Source organism: Clostridium sp. AN503 (assembly GCF_040719375.1).
In the GTDB taxonomy this organism is placed as follows: Bacteria; Bacillota; Clostridia; order Lachnospirales; family Lachnospiraceae; genus Brotaphodocola.
The window spans coordinates 86,239-107,047 of the sequence record NZ_JBFDTP010000002.1; the positions used below are offsets into that span (position 1 = coordinate 86,239).

Consider the following 20,809-nt stretch of genomic DNA (forward strand, 5'->3'; position numbering starts at 1 on the left):
ATATGAAAATAACGAGTGTGGATATTATAAAGACATTTAGGGAGCCTTCCAGGAATGCGGAGATCGCTGTGGGCGGCGTGCCCTGGCATCCGGTCTGTGTGAGGATCAATACGGACGAGGGGATCAGCGGTTACGGCGAGATCGGGGTAGCCTACGGCAACGCCCAGAACGCCGGGTTTGGCATGGGGGTGGATTTCGCAAAGTGCATCATCGGCCTGGACCCGCTTAACAGCGAGGAGATCTGGGACCGCCTGCACCGTCTGACCTTTTGGGGGATGGGAAACGGCGGCGTCATCATGGCGGGGATCAGCGGGATCGATATTGCCCTGTGGGATATTAGGGGCAAGGCGTTCCAGGCGCCGGTATATCAGCTGTTGGGCGGCAGGACCAATAAGAAGCTGCGGGCTTATGCGAGCCAGCTCCAGTTTGACTGGGGAAAGATCAGCAGGGCCTTATCAAAGCCGGAGGAGTACGCGGAGGCGGCAAGAAAAGCCATGGCGGATGGTTTTACCGCAGTGAAGGTAGATCCGATCGGATTTGACAAGGATGGCAACTGGATGGGATGGAGCAGCAGAGGGATCCTTAAGCGGGAGCAGCTCGAAATGGCGGTGAAGCGGGTGGAGGCCATGCGGGAAGCGGGGCCGGATCTGGATATCATCATTGAACTGCATGCGCTGACGGATGCCAACACGTCCGTCCAGTTGGGCAGGGAGTTGGAACGGCTTAACTGCTTCTACTATGAGGAGCCGACCCAGCCGCTCAATCCGGCCCTGTTTAAGGAGATCAGCGCAAAAGTAAAGATCCCGGTGGCAACAGGGGAGCGGGTGTATACCAGGTGGGGTTACAGGCCGTTTTTTGAAGATCACTCGATTGGGATCATCCAGCCGGATCTGTGCAACACCGGAGGGATCACGGAGGGGAAAAAGATCTGCGACATGGCCCATGTGTACGATATCGGGGTCCAGGTGCACTGCTGCGGCGGCCCGATCTCTGCGGCGGCAGCTCTGCAGCTTGAGGCGGTCATCCCGAATTTTGTGATCCATGAGCTGCACGCCAGTGCGTTGATCCAGGATAATATCGATCTTTGCAAGTATGATTATCAGGCAGTGGATGGGTATTTTGAGGTCCCGGACCGTCCGGGGATCGGGCAGGAGCTGACCGAGGAGGCGATCGCGGGCAGCGAGGTGGTTACGGTGAAGTGAACGGGAGAAGGCGCGTTCATATATACGGCAAAAAGTTGCTTGAAAGCGCCGTTATTTTCGTGAATTTGCGGATTGCAGACAGGAGCGCTCCTATAGTAAAATACTGATTTGTAGCTTTTGAGTGAGAACGTATTTTACATAGTAGATATAGGAGACGTATGGAAATATCACAGAAGAAAGGCAGTTCCCCGATCCGGGATATGACGGAGGGGAATCCGGTGACGCTGATCCTTGGGTTTGCCATCCCCATGCTTTTGGGAACCCTGTTCCAGCAGTTTTACAGTATGGTGGATACGATCATCGTCGGGAAGTTCCTCGGCGTGGATGCGCTGGCGGCGGTCGGTTCCACCGGGGCCATCAATTTCATGGTAAACGGATTTGTTATCGGGGTATGCGCGGGCTTTGCGATCCCGGTGGCGCAGCGGTTCGGGGCGCGGGATCATAAGAGCATGAGGAAGTACGTGGCGAACGCCATGTGGCTGACGATCGTGTTTGCCGCAGTGATGACGGTGGTGATCGGAGCGCTGACCGGGAATATCCTGGTGTGGATGAAGACTCCGGAGAATATCATAGAGGGCGCTTATAAGTATATTTTTATTATCTTTTTGGGCATTCCGGTCACCTATCTTTACAATATAACCGCCAGTATCATCCGCGCGCTGGGGGACTCCAAGACGCCGGTGTATTTCCTGATCCTGTCTTCACTGGTGAATATTGTGCTGGACTATGTGACCATCCGGTATCTTGGCATGGGCGTGGCGGGACCGGCTGTTGCCACTGTGATCTCCCAGGCGGCGTCCGGGGTCCTGTGCGTGGTTTACATGAAAAAGAAGTTTACGATCCTTCGTTTTGAGAAGGGGGAGATGGAGCTGGACGGGCATATCTGCCTGAACCTGTGCAATATGGGGATTCCCATGGGGCTGCAGTATTCCATCACGGCGATCGGTTCTGTGATTCTCCAGACTGCGGTCAATACCCTTGGTTCCGTGGCGGTGGCGTCTGTGACGGCAGGTCAGAAGATCACCATGTTCTTCTGCTGCGTCTTTGACGCGCTGGGCGGGACCATGGCGACCTATGTGGGGCAGAACGTAGGAGCCGGGAAACTGGACCGCATTGAGAGCGGCGTAAAGGCGGCGACGGTCATCGGCTCGGTTTATTCTGTGGCTGCGTTTGCGGTGCTGTTTTTCTTCGGCGGTTATATTCCGCTGCTGTTTGTGGATGCGGACCAGGTACAGGTGATCGCCCAGGCGCACCAGTTTTTGATCTTGAACTCCCTGTTCTTTGTACCGCTGGTGTTTGTGAATGTGTGGCGGTTCGCGATCCAGGGGCTGGGGTATTCGGGATTTGCGATCCTGGCGGGAGTCTGCGAGATGGTGGCGCGGGCGCTGGCCGGGTTTATCGGGATCCCGCTGTTTGGGTATACGGCAGTGTGTCTGGCCTCGCCGTTGGCGTGGATATTCGCAGACTGTTTTTTGATTCCGGCGTTTAAGCATTGTATTAACAGGCTGAGGAAGCTGTTTGCGGGGCGGGAGACGGTTGGGGGCGGGGAAGAAAAGTGAAAAGTGGAATTGTGAATTGTTCGCGATGGCAAATGTTTAGTTGGGAAATATTTGCTGTCGCGAATTTTTGGGTCAAAATATTTTTAGGTTTGGCTGCGAAGATCTCGGCCCTTTACATTTCCTCTCCAACCTGCTAGAATAAAACCACGCAGCGTTAATTTTCACCCCCCCATGGGAAGAAAATTAGCGCTTTTGGTGCGTTGCACGAGCAGGCAGAAAACTGGCAGCATAAATGGCGAGAGAGCAGGGAGAATAAATTATGTATCTGATTGCAGGACTTGGAAACCCCACAAAGGAATATGATAAAACAAGGCACAATGTAGGTTTTTCGGTGATTGATGTGCTGGCGGACAAGTATGGTATCGATGTCAGCGAACGGAAGCACCGGGCGTACTGTGGGAAGGGCGTGATAGAGGGGCAGAAGGTGCTCCTTGTGAAGCCGCAGACCTTCATGAATTTAAGCGGGGAGAGCCTTCGGGCGGCGGTGGATTATTATAAGATCCCGCCGGAGGAGATCATCGTGATCTATGATGACATCAGCCTGGAGCCGGGCCAGCTCCGGATCCGGTTGAAAGGCAGCGCAGGGGGACACAATGGGATTAAAAATATCATTGCCCAGCTTGGAACCCAGGAATTTCCCCGGATCAAGGTAGGGGTCGGAGCGAAGCCGCCGAGGATGGATCTGGCGGACTATGTTCTCAGCCGTTTTTCCAGGGGAGAGCAGGCGCAGATGGATGATGCCTTTAAAGAAGCGGCGGACGCTGCCGTCATGATGATGACGGACGGAGCTGAGCGGGCTATGAACCATTATAATGCAAAAAAGCGGATCGAAGAATGAGACAGTACGACAGACAGTACGACAGACAGTACGCTGGACGGGACACGGGACGGGACACGGGACCAGAGACAGTGCGGGGATGACCGCAACATGACAGGAGTGCAGGATGAGTAAGGTATTTGCCAATCCATTGATAGAATTAATTGAATATGAGGACTTAAACAGCGATTTAAAGAAGGGCAGAGGTCCGGTGCAGGTCAGCGGCTGCATGGATTCCCAGAAGGTCCATCTGATGCAGGAGACTGCAGATGAGGTGCCGTGGAAGCTGGTGGTGACTTACGACGAGGCGCGGGCAAAGGAAATCTATGATGATTTTGGATGTTTCCGGCAGGATGTGTGGCTGTACCCGGCCAAGGATCTTTTGTTCTACAGCGCGGACATCCACGGGAACCTGCTCACAAGACGGCGGATCCAGGTGCTGCGCCATCTGATGGAGGATGAGACCGGCGTGGTGGTGACCACCTTAGACGGGCTGATGGACCATCTGCTTCCGCTTGCTCAGATGCGGGGACAAACTTTGCATCTGGAGACAGGACAGGAACTGGATCTGGAGGCGTGGAAAACGCGGCTGGCAGGTCTTGGCTATGAGCGGACCGGGCAGGTGGACGGCATGGGGCAGTTCTCGGTGCGCGGCGGGATTCTGGATATTTATCCGCTTACGGAGGAACAGCCGGTGCGGATCGAGCTGTGGGATACGGAGGTGGATTCTATACGGACCTTCGACCTGGAGAGCCAGCGTTCCATCGAGCAGCTGGACAGCATCGACATCTACCCGGCGACGGAGATCGTTCTGACGGGAGAGCAGCTTTTAAAAGGTACAGAGCGTATCCGGAAAGAAGGAAAGGCCCATGAAAAGAAACTGCGGGATGCAATGCAGACCGAGGAGGCACACCGCATATCCGGAATTGTGCGGGAGCTTACAGAAGGGATCGAGGAGGGCTTAAAGCAGCATGGACTGGATGCATGGCTGTCCTATTTCAGCAATGAGACCGTTTCCTTTCTGGATTATTTTGATCCTGGGGCCAGCATGGTGTTTCTGGATGAGCCGGCCCGCCTTAAGGAAAAAGGCGAGGCGGTGGAACTGGAGTTTCGGGAGAGTATGGCCCATCGTCTGGAGAAGGGGTATCTGCTGCCGGGACAGACGGGCCTGCTTTATCCGGTAAAAGAGGTGCTTGCCCGGGCGCAGCGCAGCAATACGGTGTATTTAACCGGCCTGGAACAAAAGCTTCCGGGGATGACCGTGGAGAAGAAATACAGTATCAGCGTAAAGAATGTAAGCTCCTATCAGAACAGCTTTGAAATGCTGATCAAGGATCTGCAGCGCTGGAAGAAGGAGAATTACAGGGTTATCCTGCTGTCCGGGTCCCGTACCAGGGCGAGCCGTCTGGCGGGGGATCTGCGGGAATACGACCTGCGTGCATTCTGCCCGGATACGGAGGAACGGCAGGTGCAGCCGGGGGAGATCCTGGTCACTTACGGAAACCTCCACCGGGGCTTTGAATATCCCCAGATCAAATTCGTGGTGATCACCGAAGGCGACATGTTCGGCACGGAGAAGAAAAAGAGGAAACGGAAAAAGACTACCTACGAGGGCAAGAAGATCCAGAGCTTTACCGAGCTTTCAGTGGGCGATTACGTGGTGCATGAGGACCATGGCCTGGGCGTCTACCGGGGGATCGAAAAGATCGAGCGGGATAAGATCGTCAAGGATTATCTGAAGATAGAATACGCCGACGGCGGCAACCTGTATCTGCCCGCCACCCGTCTTGACGGGATCCAGAAATACGCGGGGGCAGACGCAAAAGCCCCCAAGCTCAACAAGCTGGGCGGTGAACAGTGGAACCGGACTAAGACCAGGGTCAAGAGCGCGGTCAAGGAGATCGCCAAAGATCTGGTGGAACTGTATGCAGCCAGGCAGGAGGTAAATGGCTATCAGTATGGTTCAGATACCGTGTGGCAGAAAGAATTTGAGGAGCTGTTCCCTTACGAAGAGACGGACGACCAGATGGACGCGATCGATGCCACCAAGAAGGACATGGAGAGCCGGAGGATCATGGATCGTCTGATCTGCGGGGACGTGGGCTATGGGAAAACGGAGATCGCCCTGCGGGCGGCATTCAAAGCGATCCAGGAGGGCAAGCAGGTGGTATACTTAGTGCCGACCACGATCCTGGCCCAGCAGCATTACAATACGTTCCTGCAGAGAATGAAGGACTTTCCGGTTCGGGTGGACTTGATGTCCAGGTTCCGCACACCGTCGGAGATCAAAAAGACGGTCGAAGATCTCCAGAAGGGGTGGGTGGATATTGTGATCGGTACTCACCGGGTTTTATCAAAGGATGTGAAGTTCAAGGACCTGGGACTTTTGATCATCGATGAGGAGCAGCGGTTTGGGGTGGCTCACAAGGAGAAAATCAAGAAACTCAAGGAAAATGTGGATGTGCTGACTCTGACGGCGACGCCGATCCCCAGGACGCTGCACATGAGCCTGGTGGGGATCCGGGACATGAGCGTTTTAGAGGAACCGCCGGTGGACCGGGTGCCGATCCAGACTTATGTGATGGAGTACAATGACGAGATGGTCCGCGAAGCCATCAACCGGGAAATGGCGCGGGGCGGACAGGTGTATTATGTATACAACCGTGTCAAGGACATTGATGAGATAGCCGCCCATGTGCAGGAGCTGGTGCCGGATGCATCGGTGGTTTTTGCGCATGGGCAGATGCCGGAGCACCGTCTGGAGAAGATCATGTTTGATTTTATAGCCGGGGACATTGATGTGCTGGTGTCCACCACGATCATTGAGACGGGGTTGGACATTCCCAACGCCAATACCATGATCATCCATGATGCGGACCGGATGGGGCTGTCCCAGCTCTATCAGCTGCGTGGGCGCGTGGGTCGTTCCAGCAGGACCTCTTATGCATTTCTGATGTACAAGCGGGATAAGCTTTTGAAAGAGGAGGCGGAAAAACGCCTTCAGGCGATCCGGGAATTCACAGAGCTTGGTTCCGGCATCAAGATCGCCATGCGGGATCTTGAGATCCGCGGGGCCGGGAATGTGCTGGGGGCAGAGCAGCACGGCCATATGGAGGCGGTGGGATACGACCTCTACTGCAAGCTGCTCAATCAGGCGGTGAAAGCGCTCCGCGGGCAGCGCAGCGAGGAAGATGAGTTTGAGACGGTCGTGGAGTGCGATATTGACGCGTACATTCCGGCGACGTATATCAAAAACGAGTACCAGAAGCTGGATATCTACAAACGGATCTCCGGCATTGAAAATGAAGAAGAGTACATGGATATGCAGGATGAGCTTCTGGACCGTTTCGGAGACATTCCGAAGCCGGTGGAGAATCTCCTGGTGGTTGCGGCGCTGAAGGCATTGGCCCACCGGGCTTATGTGACGGAAGTGAAGGTAAACCGCCAGGAGGTGCGCCTCATCATGTTCCAGAAGGCAAAGCTGGATACCACCGGCATTCCGGAGCTTATCGGCCGGCAGAATGGGGCGCTCAAGTTCCAGATGGCGGACCAGCCGTATTTCCTCTATGTGGATAAGAAGAATAAGAACAAGGACTGCGCGGCAATGATGGATAAGGCCAAGGAGCTTTTGGACGGAATTGGGGCGCTGGCGGAGAAGTGATGGAAAGCAGAAACAGAGGATAGGGCAAATGAGTAAAACTCTCAGGCGGCAGCCGGGGATCATGGCGTTTTTTTCATCACTGGGGGCGGCCATCCTGGTGATGGCGATGGTGGTGATCGGAACAATGGTATATGGGGTGACGGTACAGAGCCGTCAGCAGGTGCAGTTCTTAAACCGTACGGCGGCCTGCAGCGAAATCCTGGCGGATCTATATGATATGGAACAGGAGTTTATTGAATTTGGTCGGAACTGGTCGGAAGCGGGATATGAGGCTTACCTAAAATCCTGCGGACAGCTGGCAGAAGACCTGCAGACATTCCAGGCCTACTGCCAGGATGTCCAGCCAACGCTCAACGATATCCGGCGGATTGAAAGCTTTAACCTTTACCAGCAGCAACAGATCCGGGAAGCAATGGAAGGGGAGCGGATCCACTACGATGTGTACATCTATGTAGTGAATGGTTTAAACAGGCACCAGCAGCAAGCCATGGAGATGGCCCAGAGCGACATGGTGTCTGCCAGCAACGCCTATGAAAATGTTTCCCACAGGTTGTCCCGGCGGATGTTTTTTATGGCGGCGGTGTTTGCTGTGATGGCGGTGATGATGGGAGTGGTGCTGACACGTTTTTCCATCGTGACAAAGCGGGCCATGGACAGCATGACGGGGTATTTTGACCGGCTTGCGGCCAGGGAGTGGGATACGCCGGATCTGGAGGACTCCCAGTACCGGGAATTTACGCTGATCTCCCGTACCGCCAACAGGATGAAGCAGGAGATCCGCAATTATGTGCGGGAGATCAAGAACCAGGCAAGGCTGGAAAAACAGCTGGGTGAGGAGCGGCTGATCAATGAAAAACAGCAGGCGATGCTGATCTCTGCCCAGATGTCTGCACTGAGGGCGCAGGTGAACCCGCATTTTTTATTTAATTCTCTGAATCTGATCGGAGTGACGGCGCTTGTGGGGGATTCCAAGACGGTAATGCAGATGGTGGAGGCTACCGGCAGGATCCTTCGCTATTCCCTGTATCACAGGGAGCTTATGACAGGCCTGGATGAGGAACTGGAGATTGTGTCCCAGTATCTGTTCCTGCAGAAATGCAGGTTCGGGGATGCGGTGAAGGTGGAAATACATAATGAACTGGAGGAAGAACAGATACGGATCCCCACCATGACGATCCAGCCGATCGTGGAAAATTGTTTTAAGCATGGTTTTGGAAATAAGGAGAACCTGCATATCCATATTTCCGTCACATGGGAAGGGGAGCAGGTATCAGTCTGTGTTATGGATGACGGGATCGGCTTTGATCCGGAAATGAGCCTGGATAAGGATGAGGGCGGCATTGGTTTAAACAATATCAGAAAACGTCTTGAGCTGATGTATGGGGATGGCAATGCAGCCATGGAGATTGAAAGTGAGCCGGGGGTCTACAGCAGTGTCACGCTGCTCATCCCGCAGAAAGGAGGGGCAGATGAAGGTCCTGATCGTTGAGGATGAGGTTTTGGAGCGCAAAGCCATGGTCCATTTGATCCAAGAAGGCTTTCCCCAGGTGGGGCAGGTGCTGACGGCGGATAATGGCGAACGGGCAGTGGAGACAGCGGTCAGGGAGAGACCGGATCTGATCCTGATGGACATCAATCTGCCGCTGCTGGATGGCATCTCTGCCGCCGGAAGAATACGGAGAGAGCTGCCGGAGATCCGGATCATCATGGTGTCCGCCTACTCTGACTATGAGCATTTAAGAGGCTCTCTTTTGAACCAGGCGCTGGATTATCTGGTAAAGCCTTATTCTGTGGAGTCTTTTCATGAGTCGGTGAGCCGCGGGCTGCAGACGGAGAAGGAAAAAGAGGAGGCCATGCTGTATGGCAGGGCGGGTACGATCCGGAAGATCAAAAAATATCTGGAAACCCACTACGAGGAAAACCTTACGCTTCAGGATGCGGCGGATGTGGTGTGTCTGGAAAAATCTTATCTGGGCAGGCTGTTCCGCGAGGAGAGCGGCACTACGGTCATGGGTTATCTGAGGGAGGTGCGGATCTCCAGGGCGAAAGAGCTTTTATCCTGTGGGATGAATCCCGGGGAGGTGGCGGAAAAGACAGGATTTGGTGATCCTGCTTATTTTGCAAAATCTTTTAAACAGGCGACAGGGCTTTCTCCGGTAAGATACAGGGAGAGTCAGGGGAAACAGGAGGCTGGTGGCTGAGTAGCTGCCGGCCTCCTGTTTTTGTTGCACGGATATCTGTGTAAAATCCATTAAAAAAGACCCTGTAATGTTAAAAAAATGTGAAAAATGTCGATTCTGTCATAAGATGGGTCGATTTTTTCCGTGGCACGTACAGGAATTACTTGCTAAAATGGAACCATCATAACAGGGGCGCGCTTGTGAGATAGTTCAGAAAAACATAAAGGGGAAAGAAAGACAGGAGGAGTTAAGGTATGAAAAAAACGATGGCAGTGATACTTGCATGTACCATGGCGGCAGCATTGACAGCATGCGGCGGATCGGGAAAGGCGGACACCACGGCGGTGCAGACCGCGGCGAAACCGGGGGCCGGTACTTCCGCAGAAGCCTCAGCGAAAGCGGGAGAAGCGGGAGGCACAGCGGAAACGGCTGCGGAAGGCGAAAGCTACACGTTTAAATTTGCGCTTCAGAATGGTGAGAATCATCCACTCTGCCAGGGAATCGCAAAATTCGGAGAAACCTTAGAGGAGAAGAGCGGCGGCAGGATCAAGCTGGAGCTGTTTTACAGCGGTTCCCTTGGGGACAAGGCGTCCACGGTCCAGGGGCTCCAGACCGGGACGATCGACGCAGCCATGCTGATGAGCGGTGTGATCGCCGACTACGGCAGTGAAAAACTGGGTGTATTTACACTGCCTTACCTGTTCGATTCCGTGGCCCATGCCAGGGCGTTCGAGAACAGTGACGCGGGACGGGCGCTGTTGGATACGGTGCAGTCTTCAGGCAGCAAAATGGTGTGCATCGGGGCATACCAGGAATCTGCAAGAAATTATTTCTTTACGAAAAAAAGAGTAGAAAAACCGGAAGATATGAAAAATATGCTGATCCGGTGCCAGGAAGGCTCTATCTATTATGATTCGGTGGAGGCCATTGGGGCTGCTGCCGAGTCGGTGGCATTTTCGGAGCTGTACAGCGCGCTGCAGTCCGGCGTAGTGGACGGAGCGGAGCAGCCATTATCTGGATTTGTGAACAATGCGTTCCAGGAGGTTTCCAAATATTATGTGATGGACCAGCATGAGATCAGCCCCAACCTGATCCTGTTTTCAGAGGTGACCTGGAACCGGATGAGCGATGCGGACCGCCAGATGATCCAGGAAGCGTTTGCAGAGTCAGTGCCGTATTTTGAGGGCCTGTCCGATTCCAAGGACAAAGAATATCTCCAGACCATCAAGGATTCCGGCACGGAGATCATCGATGTGAATATCACTGAATGGCAGGAGGCGTGCAGCAGCGTTTATGACAAATACGGCAGTAAATATGCGGATATCATAGAGCAGATCAAGAGCACAAAATATTGATACAGCCGTGGAAAAAGGGGACTTTGTGGACCGCGAATCCGCAGGGGCCCCTTTTTTAAACCGGGCAAAAGCGGTTTATGGATTTATTCCAAATTGTGCCGCGGGGCGGCAGATGGGAGGGAATTATGGAACAGATGAGTGGAAATGTTAAGGCGCGCCTGAGCCTTCTGGATAAGATCGCGGATGCATTATCCGGATTTATGATCCTGGCGTGCATTGTGGTATTTGGTGTGATGGTATTTTCTGTATCATATGGAGTGTTGGGGCGCTATCTGCCCTTTGTCCGCAATCCGCGGTGGACGCAGGAGCTGGCGATCCTCTGCATGGTCTGGCTGTGCTTTATGGGCGCAGGCTACGCGATCAAGGAAGGGCTGCATGTGCGGATGACGGTGATCAGCTTTCTGGTCCCGAAGAAGGCGGCGTCCTTCCTGCATGGATGCGCATATGGGCTGCTTCTGGTGGTGAATCTCATGTGGGTCATCTATGGAGTACAGCTTCTGGATCTGACGAAGATGGCGAAAATGCCGGCCACCGGCTGGCCCATGAGCATCACCTACCTCTCTGTTGTGGTAGGGGGGATCTACGGGGCTGCCATGTCTGTATACCGGCTGATGAAAGGGGGATTTTAGTAAATGGATACGACAGCGATCATCCTTCTTCTTGCATCATTTTTTATTATGATCATCCTTGGATTTCATATATCCTACGCGATGATGGCTTCCGCGGGTATCACGATCCTGTATCTGGGACTGTCTCCGACACAGATCATCAATACGATGGTGGACAGTGTAGATGGATTTACCTTCCTTGCAATCCCGTTTTTTATCCTGTCCGGCGATATTATGGCGCACGGCGGGATCTCAGACCGGCTGATCCTTTTAGCGGATGCGCTGGTGGGCTGGATGCGCGGCGGGCTGGCTATGGTAAATGTGATGGCGTCCATCTTTTTCGGGGGTATTTCCGGATCGGCAACGGCAGACACGGCCTCCCTGGGCGCGATCCTGATCCCCATGATGCACAAGCAGGGGTATGACAAAGAGTTTGCTACTGCGGTCACCATGACCAGCAGCGTGCAGGGCATGTTGATCCCGCCCAGCCACAACATGATCATCTACGCCATGGCGGCGGGCGGGATCTCCGTCAGCGCCCTGTTCATGGCAGGGATCGTGCCGGGCGTTCTCCTGGGGCTGGCTCTGATGGTGTTCAGCTATTACCTGTCGGTAAAACGGAATTATCCAAAGGGGACCCCGTTTTCTGTGAGACATCTTCTGACGGCGCTCAAAAAATCCATATGGGGCCTGGGGACGGTGCTCATTGTGGTGGTTGGCGTGGTTGCAGGGGTATTCACCGCCACCGAGAGTGCGGCGATTGCCTGTGTATATGCCCTGGTGGTATCCATGGTGGTTTACCGGGAGATGAGCTGGAGAGAGCTGCTGACGGTCTTAAAGAGCAGTATTAAGACATTGTCTACTGTACTGATCCTGATCTCTGCATCCGGGCCGTTCGGTTTCTGTATCACATACCTAAAGATACCGACTATGGTGGTCAATGGCCTGTTGGGCCTGACGGACAGTAAGTTTATCCTGCTGCTTTTGATCAACCTGATTATCCTGGTGCTGGGGACGATCCTGGGGATGGCGTCCATCATCGTGATCGTGACACCGATCCTGATGCCCGTACTTTTAAGCATTGGTTTAAGTCCGATCCAGTTTGGTGCGATCCTGATCTTAAACTGCGGCATCGGCCTGATCACCCCGCCGGTGGGCGGCGTACTGTTTATCGGCAGCGGGATCTCCGGCGTGCCGATTGAGCGGCTGTTCCGCCATACACTGCCGCTGATCGCAGTGATGCTGGTGGTATTGCTGCTGATCACGTATATTCCGGCGTTTACGCTGGCGCTGCCGGGCGCACTGGGACTTTTGTAAAATGAGAGAAAAACGACCAGGAGAAAATGATCAGGAGGAAATGACATGAGCGACAGGAAAAATGACAGAAAAAATGTTCTGATGATCTGTACAGATCACTGGTCCGCGTCCCTGATGGGATGTGCGGGCCGCAGCGATATCATGACGCCGACCCTGGATTATCTGGCGGAAAACGGCGTGCGGTTTGAGAACTGCTACAGCGAGTGCCCGGTCTGCATCCCCGCAAGGCGCACGCTGATGACGGGGCTTTCGCCCAGAAGCCATGGGGACCGGGTCTACTCGGACCGCATGGAAATGCCCCCGGTGACCACGCTTGCGGAGGCATTCCGGGATCATGGCTATCAAACCATGGCCGTGGGAAAGCTGCATGTGTATCCACAGCGCAGCCGTATCGGCTTTGAGGATGTTATCCTGGCGGAAGAAGGGCGGTATGAGCTGGGGGCGGTTGACGACTACCAGATCTGGCTGGGGGAGCACGGCTATCTGGGACAGGAATTTATGCATGGTATGGGAAACAACACTTACTATACCAGGACCTGGCATCTGGATGAACAGGCGCACCCGACCAACTGGGTGACCATGGAGATGATACACCAGATCAAACGGAAAGACCCGACCAAGCCGTTTTTCTTTTACTGTTCCTATCAGTTCCCGCATCCGCCGCTGGTCCCGCTTAAGACCTTCTGGGATATGTATGACGACTCAGAGATCGATCCGCCCGCAGGACAGGACTGGATCGACGACAGCTATATCTTCAAGGCTTTGTGTGAGCAGGCGCGGATCTATACTGACAAGGAGAAACGCCGCGCCAGAAGAGCATTTTTTGCCCAGTGCACCCACATTGACTACCAGATCCGGCTGCTGATCGGCACCCTGCGGGAAAGCAATCTGCTGGATGACACGATCCTGGTATTCACCAGTGACCACGGGGACATGCTGTTTGACCATGAGATGGTGGCAAAGCGGTGTTTCTATGAGGAAGCTGCCTGCGTGCCGCTGATCCTTTCCGGGAAACCTCTTCTGCCCTGGCGGGGGACGGTGGAGAAGAAGCTGGCTCAGCTTGGGGATATCATGCCGACGTTGCTGGACCTCTGTGGGCTTCCGATCCCGGATACCGTCGAGGGGATCCCGCTGTTGTCGGAGAGGACTCACCCCTATCTGTACGGGGAGGTCAGCGAAGGCGACAAGGCCACCCGCATGATCCGGTGGGACAGGTATAAACTGATCTATTATCCCTGCGGAAATGTACTCCAGTTATTTGATCTGGAGAAAGACCCGGCGGAGACCCATAATTGTGCGGGGGAAGCAAAGTACGCTCAGACGCTTGAAACGATGGAGCGGTATTTGGTCGAATCCCTTTATGGTAAAGATCTGGAATGGGTTTTGGAAGGCAGGCTCGTGGGTTTTGAACCGGGGACGTACACAGTCAAAGCGGACTATGGCCTTTATAATCAGAGGGGCTATCACTGGCCGACTCCGGCGGGATATTCAAATCAGGGGAAGAATGCATGAGGCTTTCGGGTAATAACAAAACACCGGGCAGGAAATAAAGGGGATCGAAATATGAGGGAGATGCGTCACAGCATCTCCCTCTGGAATATCCCTTTCGCCAGCTCGATCAGATCCCGTTCCGGCTGCCCAAGGTAAGCGTTCTTTCGTGTCCAGACCTGCACATCCCAGGTGACCGGCTCTGCGCCTATGGAAAACAGTTCCATAGGCTGTTCACACCGGGTCAGACGGGTGGTCAGGTATGGGATGATCGTGACGCCCATACCGGTGGAGGCCATCCAGTAGCTGGTGATATTGCTGGAGAACTCCATCTTCACCGGCGGCTTGATCCGGTGCGCCCGGAACAGGGCGTTGATGGCATAGCGGCTGCGGTGTTCCTGGAACAGCAGGAAAAACGGCATGTCTTTACATTTCTTAAGATCAATGGAACCGGGATGTCCGGGGACCCGCTGCTTAGGCGTAACGTATCCTTCCCTTGCGGCAAATATCAGCTCTTCTGAATAGATCTTCCGGGTCTCGATGCCGGGGAAGGATTCGCTCTTATAGACAGGCAGCAGTACCAGGTCGATCTTGCCTGCCCGCAGCGCCTCGGTCAGTTGGTAGCCGCTCTCTGTAACCACCTCCACCTCGATTCCGGGGTATTGCCTTGCGAAATCCGGCAGCAGCCGGGGGATCGTGTAGGAAGCCCGGTCCCTGGAGGTGCCGATGCGCAGCTTGCCTGTCATGTGGTGGGTGATGTCCCGAAACACCTTCATGAGCTGTTCATTTTCCAAAAGGATCCGCCGGGCGGTCTCCACATAATGCTGCCCTGCAAGGGTCAGCGTGATGGGGGAAGTGGAACGGTCAAACAGCACGATGCCAAGCTCCTGCTCGGCCTTCTGGATATAATGGCTTAAGGCGGACTGGGAGATGAACAGGGCGTCCGCGGCCTTTGTGATATTTTGGTATTCTGCTACGGTGGTGATATATTGTAACTGGCGAAAGTCCATCCTGTTCCTCCCAATTGATCCGTTTCTTTCAGTATACTCTCTTTATCCTGTAAATTCAACTTATACCATGAGAAAAAACTCATGGTAATTCAGAATATAATGACATTTTACAACTGGAAAGTGTCTTGTTATAATAAAATTATCAAAAAGGTAATCCGTTATTAAAAAGGAGAAGAAGAGTATGGCGCAGAATCTGACAAGGAAAATCCTGGCGGCGCATTTAGCGAAGCCGTCGGAGATGAAACCGGGGGAAGAGATCTTCCTGAAAGTGGACCAGACACTGACGCATGACATCAATGCGGTCATGACGTATCTGGCATTTGAGGCGGTTGGGCTGGACCGGATCCGGACGGAATGCAGCGTGAGCTATCTGGACCACAATCTGTTGTATCTGGACAACAAGACGCCGGACGATCACATTTATCTGCAGTCGGTGGCAAAGCGTTATGGGGTGCATGTTTCCAAGCAGGGCAACGGGATCTGCCATGCAGTGCAGGTGGCGAGGTTTGGTGCGCCTGGCAAGCTCAGTATGGGCGGCGACAGCCACACGCCCCACGGCGGTTCCATCGGCATGATGTGTATCGGAGTGGGCGGTATGGACGTGGCGACTGCCATGACCGGCGTGCCCATGCGGCTTAAGATGCCGCAGGTGATCCGGGTGAATCTGACTGGAAGCTTAAAGCCTGGCTGCAATGCGAAGGAGGTCATCCTGGAGATGCTCCGCCGCGTCACGATCAAAGGCGGACTTGGCAAGGTCTTTGAGTACGTGGGACCGGCGGTGAAGGATTTAGAGGTTTCCGCCCGCGCGACGATCGCCAACATGGGGGCGGAGATGGGGGCTACCACATCTATTTTCCCGGCAGATGAGCAGGTGCGTAAGTTTATGAAGGCCCAGGGACGGGAGGATGAGTATATCGAGCTTCTGCCGGATGAGGGCTGTGAGTACGACGGTGAGATGGAGATCAACTTAAGCGAGCTGGAGCCGCTGATCGCATGCCCGCACCAGCCGGACAACGTGATCCCGCTGCGGGAAGTGGAGAAAAAGAAGGTGCAGCAGGTATTTATCGGAAGCTGTACCAACGCAAGCTATACGGATATCGCAAAGGCGGCGCTGGTGCTGCAGGGACGCCATGTGCATGAGGATGTGAGCTGTACCTGTGCGATCGCATCAAAGCAGATCTACAAGCAGCTCATGCATGACGGATACATCGATATGCTGCTGGATGCGGGAGTGCGCCTCTTGGAGCTGGCCTGCGGCCCCTGCTGCGCCATCGGGCAGTCCCCTGCCACCAAGGGCGTGGCGGTGCGCACCACCAACCGGAACTTTAAGGGACGGGCAGGCAATCCGACGGCGGAGATCTACCTGGTAAGCCCGGAGAGCGCGGCGGCAACCGCAGTTGTGGGGACCTTTGCCAGCGCGGAGGATATCCTGGGGGCGGACGTGGTGAAGCTTTCAGAGGTTCAGGAGCCGGAAGCATATCCGGTGGACGATTCCATGATCATCCGCCCGCTGCCCTTAGAGGAGGCACAGAAGGTAGAGATCGTGCGCGGACCCAACATCCAGCCGCTCCCGGTGCCGGATGCGCCGGAACAGAATCTGTCTGCGCAGATCAGTTTAAAGACTGTGGACAATATCACCACCGACGATATTACCCCGGCCAGCGCAGAGTTTTCCAGTATGCGCTCCAATATCCCGTTAATGTCCCAGTATTGCTACCATCGTTATGATTCCGGCTTTGCGGCCAGGGCCAAAGAGATGGGAAAGAGCATTATCATCGGCGGAGAGAATTATGGACAGGGATCTTCCAGAGAACATGCGGCGATCAATCCGATGTACCTGGGCGTAAAGGCGGTGATCGCGAAAAGTATTGCAAGGATCCACAAGGGGAATCTGGTCAACCATGGGATCATTCCGATGATCTTTGCGGATCCGGCGGATTATGATAAGGTGGATCTCTATGACGAGCTGGAGATTGAGAACCTGCGTGACCAGATGCGGACACGGAAGATCACAGTGAAGGACAAGACAAAGGACATTGCTTTTAAGGTGAAGCTGGAATTATCTGACAGTGAGCTTGAGGTCATCTTGTGTGGCGGACAGCTACGATATCTGAAAAAAGAGCTGGAAGAAATGGATGAACATGTACAGTGATGGCGGATGAAGGCCAATGTGCGGGTGTGCAAACGAGTGAATGAAACAGAAAGACGAGGGAAATGTCATGGGCGAGATGAATGAGAGCAGCAAGATGAATGAGATCAATATGGATCATGAGATCGCAGCTGCGCAGGAGAAATTTGCAGAGCTGATCAGATCGGAGTTTGAGCGTATCGAGCGGATGAAACAGGATAAGGAAGTAAAAGATTTTTCTAAACTGGATAAGATTGTTGTGGGCGTACTGCCAGGCGATGGGATCGGGCCGATCATCATGAAGCAGGCGCTCCGGGTACTGGAAGTCCTGATGAAGGAAGAACTGGCATCCGGCAAGCTGGTGATCCGCCAGATCGAAGGGATGACCATAGAGAACCGGGCGGCGAAGCTTCAGTCTCTGCCGGATGAGGTGCTGGCGGAGGTGAAGGAATGTGATGTGATCCTTAAGGGGCCGATGGTGACCCCGAGAGCCGGTGAGCCATGGCCGAACCTCTTAAGCGCCAACAGCCTGCTGCGCCGCAGCCTGGAGCTGTTTGCAGCGGTCCGTCCGATCCGGATCCCGGACAAGAACATTGACTGGACGTTCTTCAGGGAAAATATTGAGGGCGAATATATCTGGGGCAACAAGGGCATCCAGGTAAATGAAGACCTGGCGGTGGATTTTAAGGTGCAGACCGCGCAGGGAAGCGAGCGGATCGCCCGGGCCGCGTTTGATTTTGCCAAAAAGAACGGCAAGAAGAATGTGACCATCGTCACCAAGGCCAACATTGTGAAGCTGGCTGACGGCAATTTCATCAAGGCAGTGCGCAAGGTGGGCGAGGAGTATCCGGAGATTGAGATCCAGGAACGCCTGGTGGACGCCATGTGCGCGAAGATGCTGGATCCGGAGTTCAACAAGGGGATCGAGGTCATCGTGCTTCCGAACCTGTACGGCGATATCGTGACAGATGTGGCAGCAGAGCATCAGGGCGGTCTGGGGACCGCGTCCTCCTCCAACATTGGCAATAAATATGCCATGTTTGAGGCGATCCATGGCACCGCGCCTTACCTGATCTCCCATGGCAGAGGCGATTATGCGGACCCCAGCAGCCTGATCCGGGCCGTCGGCATGATGCTGGCCCATATCGGATACGCGGACCGGAAGGAACTCCTGGAGAAGGCGCTGGATATCTGCACGGTCACGGAGCGGAAGGTCGTACTGACTACCTTTGTGGAGGATGCCAGCGCGGCGGAGTATACGGATTACCTGATCGGGACGATCGAGAAGATCAGATAGACCGGGTTTGTGTCGCCAGCTTCAAATACACTTAATGATGTGTGTCGCAAAATATTGTATGAGCCCTGTTGATCTCAACGGGGCTTTTTCATGATGAGATAACGTGAGTATTCCGGGGCGGCTTACATGTCCTTGCCAGTTGGTAAAAGGGATGCAATCCAAGTTTCGACCGCCTGGGCCAATATATACTGCTGCTGTAAGACCGCCATACCTGTCTCGGGAACATCAGGTGCGTTTTCTTTTTCCCGTATATTTTTTTCCAGATAAGTTTTTAGGGTTTTCACGTTCCCTTCGATGCTTTCCAGACAGGCTTTTTGTCCCTCTGGCGAAAGGCTGTGCAGATTTACGATCACTGCGTTGAAGTCCAGGAAAAAATGTATCGGCTGCGCCGCGATTTTATTCATCAGGTTTTCAAACTCCTTTGCTCCGCTTTCCGTCAGTGAATAGACTGCTTTCTCCGGCATTTTCCCCTCTTTGACGATGTTGCTTTTTATCAGCCCTTTTTCCTCAAGTTGTATCACCTTTTTATAAATGGAAGGCGTGCTGATTTTCACCCATTTGGAGATATTGCGGTACTCAACTAATTTTTGAATGTCATAGGCGCTGAGCGATTGCCTTTTCAATATTCCCAATACAATTAAATCTATGGTCGCCATGAGTTCCTCCCTTTTCTATTGACAACTGGTATAAAGTATAGTAGTATAATCACCAGCATGAAAAATGCTATAATTTATACTACTATATTTTATGATTTGTGTCAAGTGAAAGGAGAGCCGAACACATGAATGAACCAAACAAAAAAATGGCGCTGCTGGGGAGCGCGCCGATTCCCCAAGCACTGTTGGCATTAGGGCTTCCAACCATGATTGGAATGCTGATCAACGCGCTGTACAATCTTGTAGACACCTACTTTGTTGGTGGACTGGGAACCGATCAGATGGGCGCCGTCACGGTGGCATTTCCCCTCGGACAAGTGATCGTAGGCTTGGGCTTGCTATTTGGAAATGGAGCTGCCGCCTATCTTTCAAGACTGCTCGGACGGGGGGACAAGGAAACAGCAAACAAGGTAGCCAGCACCGCCGTATACAGCAGTGTATTGATCGGCGCAATTCTGATTCTTTGCTCTGTCATTTCCCTAAAGCCGATTTTAAGACAACTCGGCGCATTGGAAAGCATCATGCCTTATGCAATTTCTTATACCAGTATCTATATCACGTTTTCCATTTTTAACGTATTCAACGTCACCATGAACAATATCATGTCAAGCGAAGGGGCCGCCAGGACAGCTATGTGTGCATTGATGGCAGGCGCCTTATTGAACGTGGTTTTAGACCCCATATTTATCTATGTGCTTAACTTTGGCGTAGCAGGTGCCGCGATTGCCACGGCTATTTCGCAAATGGTTTCCACAGTGGTCTATTTATGCTATATCCTCCGCAAAAAAAGTGTGTTTGATTTCCGTATCAAAGAATGCTGTTTTTCCAAAGAGATCATGTCCGAGATTTTGAAGATTGGGATTCCTACCTTACTATTTCAGGTATTGACCAGCCTTTCCATCGGTATGATGAACAATGCTGCGAAAGAATATGGAGGTTCCGCGCTGGCCGCGATGGGGCCGCTCACAAAGATCATGTCTATGGGGAGTTTGATCGTTTTCGGTTTTCTGAAAGGCTTTCAGCCAATCGCCGGATTCAGCTACGGGGCGAAGAAGTTTGACCGCCTGCATGAAGCGATCAAGATCTCTATCATCTGGTCCACCATATTTTGCGTGGTGTTTGGATTGGCCGCTGCAATTTTTTCCTCGCAGATCATGGCCCTGTTTACAAAAGGTGACATGGAGATGATTCGTGTCGGTTCGGCTGCTTTACGGGCAAACGGCCTCTCCTTTATCCTTTTTGGCTTCTACACGGTATATTCGTTCTTGTTCCTTGTAATGGGAAAAGCGGCGAAGGGTTGTATCCTTGGCGCCTGCAGGCAAGGGATTTGCTTTGTGCCTGTCATTCTGTTTCTTCCGACGGTCTGCGGTTTAAGCGGTGTTCTTTATGCCCAGCCGGTTGCTGATGTTCTTTCTGCAGCCGTGGCAGCACTGATGGCAGTTGATCTTCACAAAGAATTATCTGCAGCAAAAGCAAGCCTGCACTTGTAATTAATAAGGGACATATGGTATGATAAAGGACAAAATATCAG

Annotated in this window: 15 protein-coding genes; 13 read left to right on the forward strand and 2 right to left on the reverse strand. The window is 53.4% G+C overall.

Annotated elements, in window-relative coordinates:
- Positions 1–2 precede the first annotated feature (2 nt).
- The 10 genes from AB1I67_RS07570 (at position 3) to AB1I67_RS07615 (ending at position 14,211) form a co-directional block, all read left to right on the forward strand.
- Complete coding sequence (locus AB1I67_RS07570; RefSeq protein ID WP_367029260.1) at positions 3–1,202, forward strand: mandelate racemase/muconate lactonizing enzyme family protein; 1,200 nt, start codon at positions 3–5, stop codon at positions 1,200–1,202.
- 158 nt (positions 1,203–1,360) lie between these two features.
- Positions 1,361–2,761 (forward strand): MATE family efflux transporter, encoded by a 1,401-nt coding sequence (locus AB1I67_RS07575; protein WP_367029262.1) that lies wholly within the window; start codon positions 1,361–1,363, stop codon positions 2,759–2,761.
- Positions 2,762–3,020: 259 nt separating this feature from the next.
- A complete protein-coding gene (gene pth / locus AB1I67_RS07580) occupies positions 3,021–3,599 on the forward strand; it encodes an aminoacyl-tRNA hydrolase (RefSeq protein WP_367029263.1) in 579 nt (192 codons plus the stop codon).
- A gap of 106 nt (positions 3,600–3,705) precedes the next feature.
- On the forward strand, positions 3,706–7,239 hold the full coding sequence (mfd, locus tag AB1I67_RS07585; RefSeq protein WP_367029264.1) for a transcription-repair coupling factor: 3,534 nt from the start codon (positions 3,706–3,708) through the stop codon (positions 7,237–7,239).
- A 28-nt stretch (positions 7,240–7,267) separates the two neighbouring features.
- Positions 7,268–8,728 carry a histidine kinase gene (locus AB1I67_RS07590; protein ID WP_367029265.1) on the forward strand — a complete coding sequence of 487 codons (1,461 nt, stop codon included), beginning with the start codon at positions 7,268–7,270 and terminating at the stop codon, positions 8,726–8,728.
- A complete protein-coding gene (locus AB1I67_RS07595) occupies positions 8,709–9,440 on the forward strand; it encodes a response regulator (RefSeq protein ID WP_367029266.1) in 732 nt (243 codons plus the stop codon). The genes AB1I67_RS07590 and AB1I67_RS07595 overlap by 20 nt, the downstream gene beginning before the upstream one ends.
- Before the next feature lie 233 nt (positions 9,441–9,673).
- On the forward strand, positions 9,674–10,774 hold the full coding sequence (gene dctP / locus AB1I67_RS07600; protein WP_367029267.1) for a TRAP transporter substrate-binding protein DctP: 1,101 nt from the start codon (positions 9,674–9,676) through the stop codon (positions 10,772–10,774).
- Positions 10,775–10,899: 125 nt separating this feature from the next.
- Positions 10,900–11,403 (forward strand): TRAP transporter small permease, encoded by a 504-nt coding sequence (locus AB1I67_RS07605; protein WP_367029268.1) that lies wholly within the window; start codon positions 10,900–10,902, stop codon positions 11,401–11,403.
- Between the two features lie 3 nt (positions 11,404–11,406).
- Positions 11,407–12,699 carry a TRAP transporter large permease gene (locus tag AB1I67_RS07610; protein ID WP_367029270.1) on the forward strand — a complete coding sequence of 431 codons (1,293 nt, stop codon included), beginning with the start codon at positions 11,407–11,409 and terminating at the stop codon, positions 12,697–12,699.
- Between the two features lie 45 nt (positions 12,700–12,744).
- Positions 12,745–14,211 carry a sulfatase-like hydrolase/transferase gene (locus AB1I67_RS07615; protein WP_367029271.1) on the forward strand — a complete coding sequence of 489 codons (1,467 nt, stop codon included), beginning with the start codon at positions 12,745–12,747 and terminating at the stop codon, positions 14,209–14,211.
- A 65-nt stretch (positions 14,212–14,276) separates the two neighbouring features.
- Here the strand turns inward: AB1I67_RS07615 and AB1I67_RS07620 are convergent, their stop codons facing one another.
- On the reverse strand, positions 14,277–15,197 hold the full coding sequence (locus AB1I67_RS07620; protein WP_367029272.1) for a LysR family transcriptional regulator: 921 nt from the start codon (positions 15,195–15,197) through the stop codon (positions 14,277–14,279).
- A 181-nt stretch (positions 15,198–15,378) separates the two neighbouring features.
- On the opposite strand from AB1I67_RS07620, the gene AB1I67_RS07625 reads away from it, so the two are divergent.
- A complete protein-coding gene (locus tag AB1I67_RS07625) occupies positions 15,379–17,349 on the forward strand; it encodes an aconitate hydratase (RefSeq protein WP_367029273.1) in 1,971 nt (656 codons plus the stop codon).
- Positions 17,350–17,389: 40 nt separating this feature from the next.
- A complete protein-coding gene (locus AB1I67_RS07630) occupies positions 17,390–18,622 on the forward strand; it encodes an isocitrate/isopropylmalate family dehydrogenase (protein WP_367029274.1) in 1,233 nt (410 codons plus the stop codon).
- A gap of 122 nt (positions 18,623–18,744) precedes the next feature.
- Here AB1I67_RS07630 and AB1I67_RS07635 read toward each other — a convergent pair whose 3' ends face one another.
- A complete protein-coding gene (locus tag AB1I67_RS07635; protein WP_367029276.1) occupies positions 18,745–19,278 on the reverse strand; it encodes a PadR family transcriptional regulator in 534 nt (177 codons plus the stop codon).
- Between the two features lie 125 nt (positions 19,279–19,403).
- Between AB1I67_RS07635 and AB1I67_RS07640 the strand changes: the two genes are divergently transcribed.
- Positions 19,404–20,768, forward strand: a complete 1,365-nt coding sequence (locus AB1I67_RS07640; protein WP_367029277.1) for an MATE family efflux transporter — start codon at positions 19,404–19,406, stop codon at positions 20,766–20,768.
- Positions 20,769–20,809: the final 41 nt, after the last annotated feature.

Coding starts and splice junctions, on each gene's coding strand:
- AB1I67_RS07570 (WP_367029260.1), top strand. CDS start 3: ATGAAAATAACGAGTGTGGATATTATAAAGACATTTAGGGAGCCTTCC.
- AB1I67_RS07575 (WP_367029262.1), top strand. CDS start 1,361: ATGGAAATATCACAGAAGAAAGGCAGTTCCCCGATCCGGGATATGACG.
- pth (WP_367029263.1), top strand. CDS start 3,021: ATGTATCTGATTGCAGGACTTGGAAACCCCACAAAGGAATATGATAAA.
- mfd (WP_367029264.1), top strand. CDS start 3,706: ATGAGTAAGGTATTTGCCAATCCATTGATAGAATTAATTGAATATGAG.
- AB1I67_RS07590 (WP_367029265.1), top strand. CDS start 7,268: ATGAGTAAAACTCTCAGGCGGCAGCCGGGGATCATGGCGTTTTTTTCA.
- AB1I67_RS07595 (WP_367029266.1), top strand. CDS start 8,709: ATGAAGGTCCTGATCGTTGAGGATGAGGTTTTGGAGCGCAAAGCCATG.
- dctP (WP_367029267.1), top strand. CDS start 9,674: ATGAAAAAAACGATGGCAGTGATACTTGCATGTACCATGGCGGCAGCA.
- AB1I67_RS07605 (WP_367029268.1), top strand. CDS start 10,900: ATGGAACAGATGAGTGGAAATGTTAAGGCGCGCCTGAGCCTTCTGGAT.
- AB1I67_RS07610 (WP_367029270.1), top strand. CDS start 11,407: ATGGATACGACAGCGATCATCCTTCTTCTTGCATCATTTTTTATTATG.
- AB1I67_RS07615 (WP_367029271.1), top strand. CDS start 12,745: ATGAGCGACAGGAAAAATGACAGAAAAAATGTTCTGATGATCTGTACA.
- AB1I67_RS07620 (WP_367029272.1), bottom strand. CDS start 15,197: ATGGACTTTCGCCAGTTACAATATATCACCACCGTAGCAGAATACCAA.
- AB1I67_RS07625 (WP_367029273.1), top strand. CDS start 15,379: ATGGCGCAGAATCTGACAAGGAAAATCCTGGCGGCGCATTTAGCGAAG.
- AB1I67_RS07630 (WP_367029274.1), top strand. CDS start 17,390: ATGAAACAGAAAGACGAGGGAAATGTCATGGGCGAGATGAATGAGAGC.
- AB1I67_RS07635 (WP_367029276.1), bottom strand. CDS start 19,278: ATGGCGACCATAGATTTAATTGTATTGGGAATATTGAAAAGGCAATCG.
- AB1I67_RS07640 (WP_367029277.1), top strand. CDS start 19,404: ATGAATGAACCAAACAAAAAAATGGCGCTGCTGGGGAGCGCGCCGATT.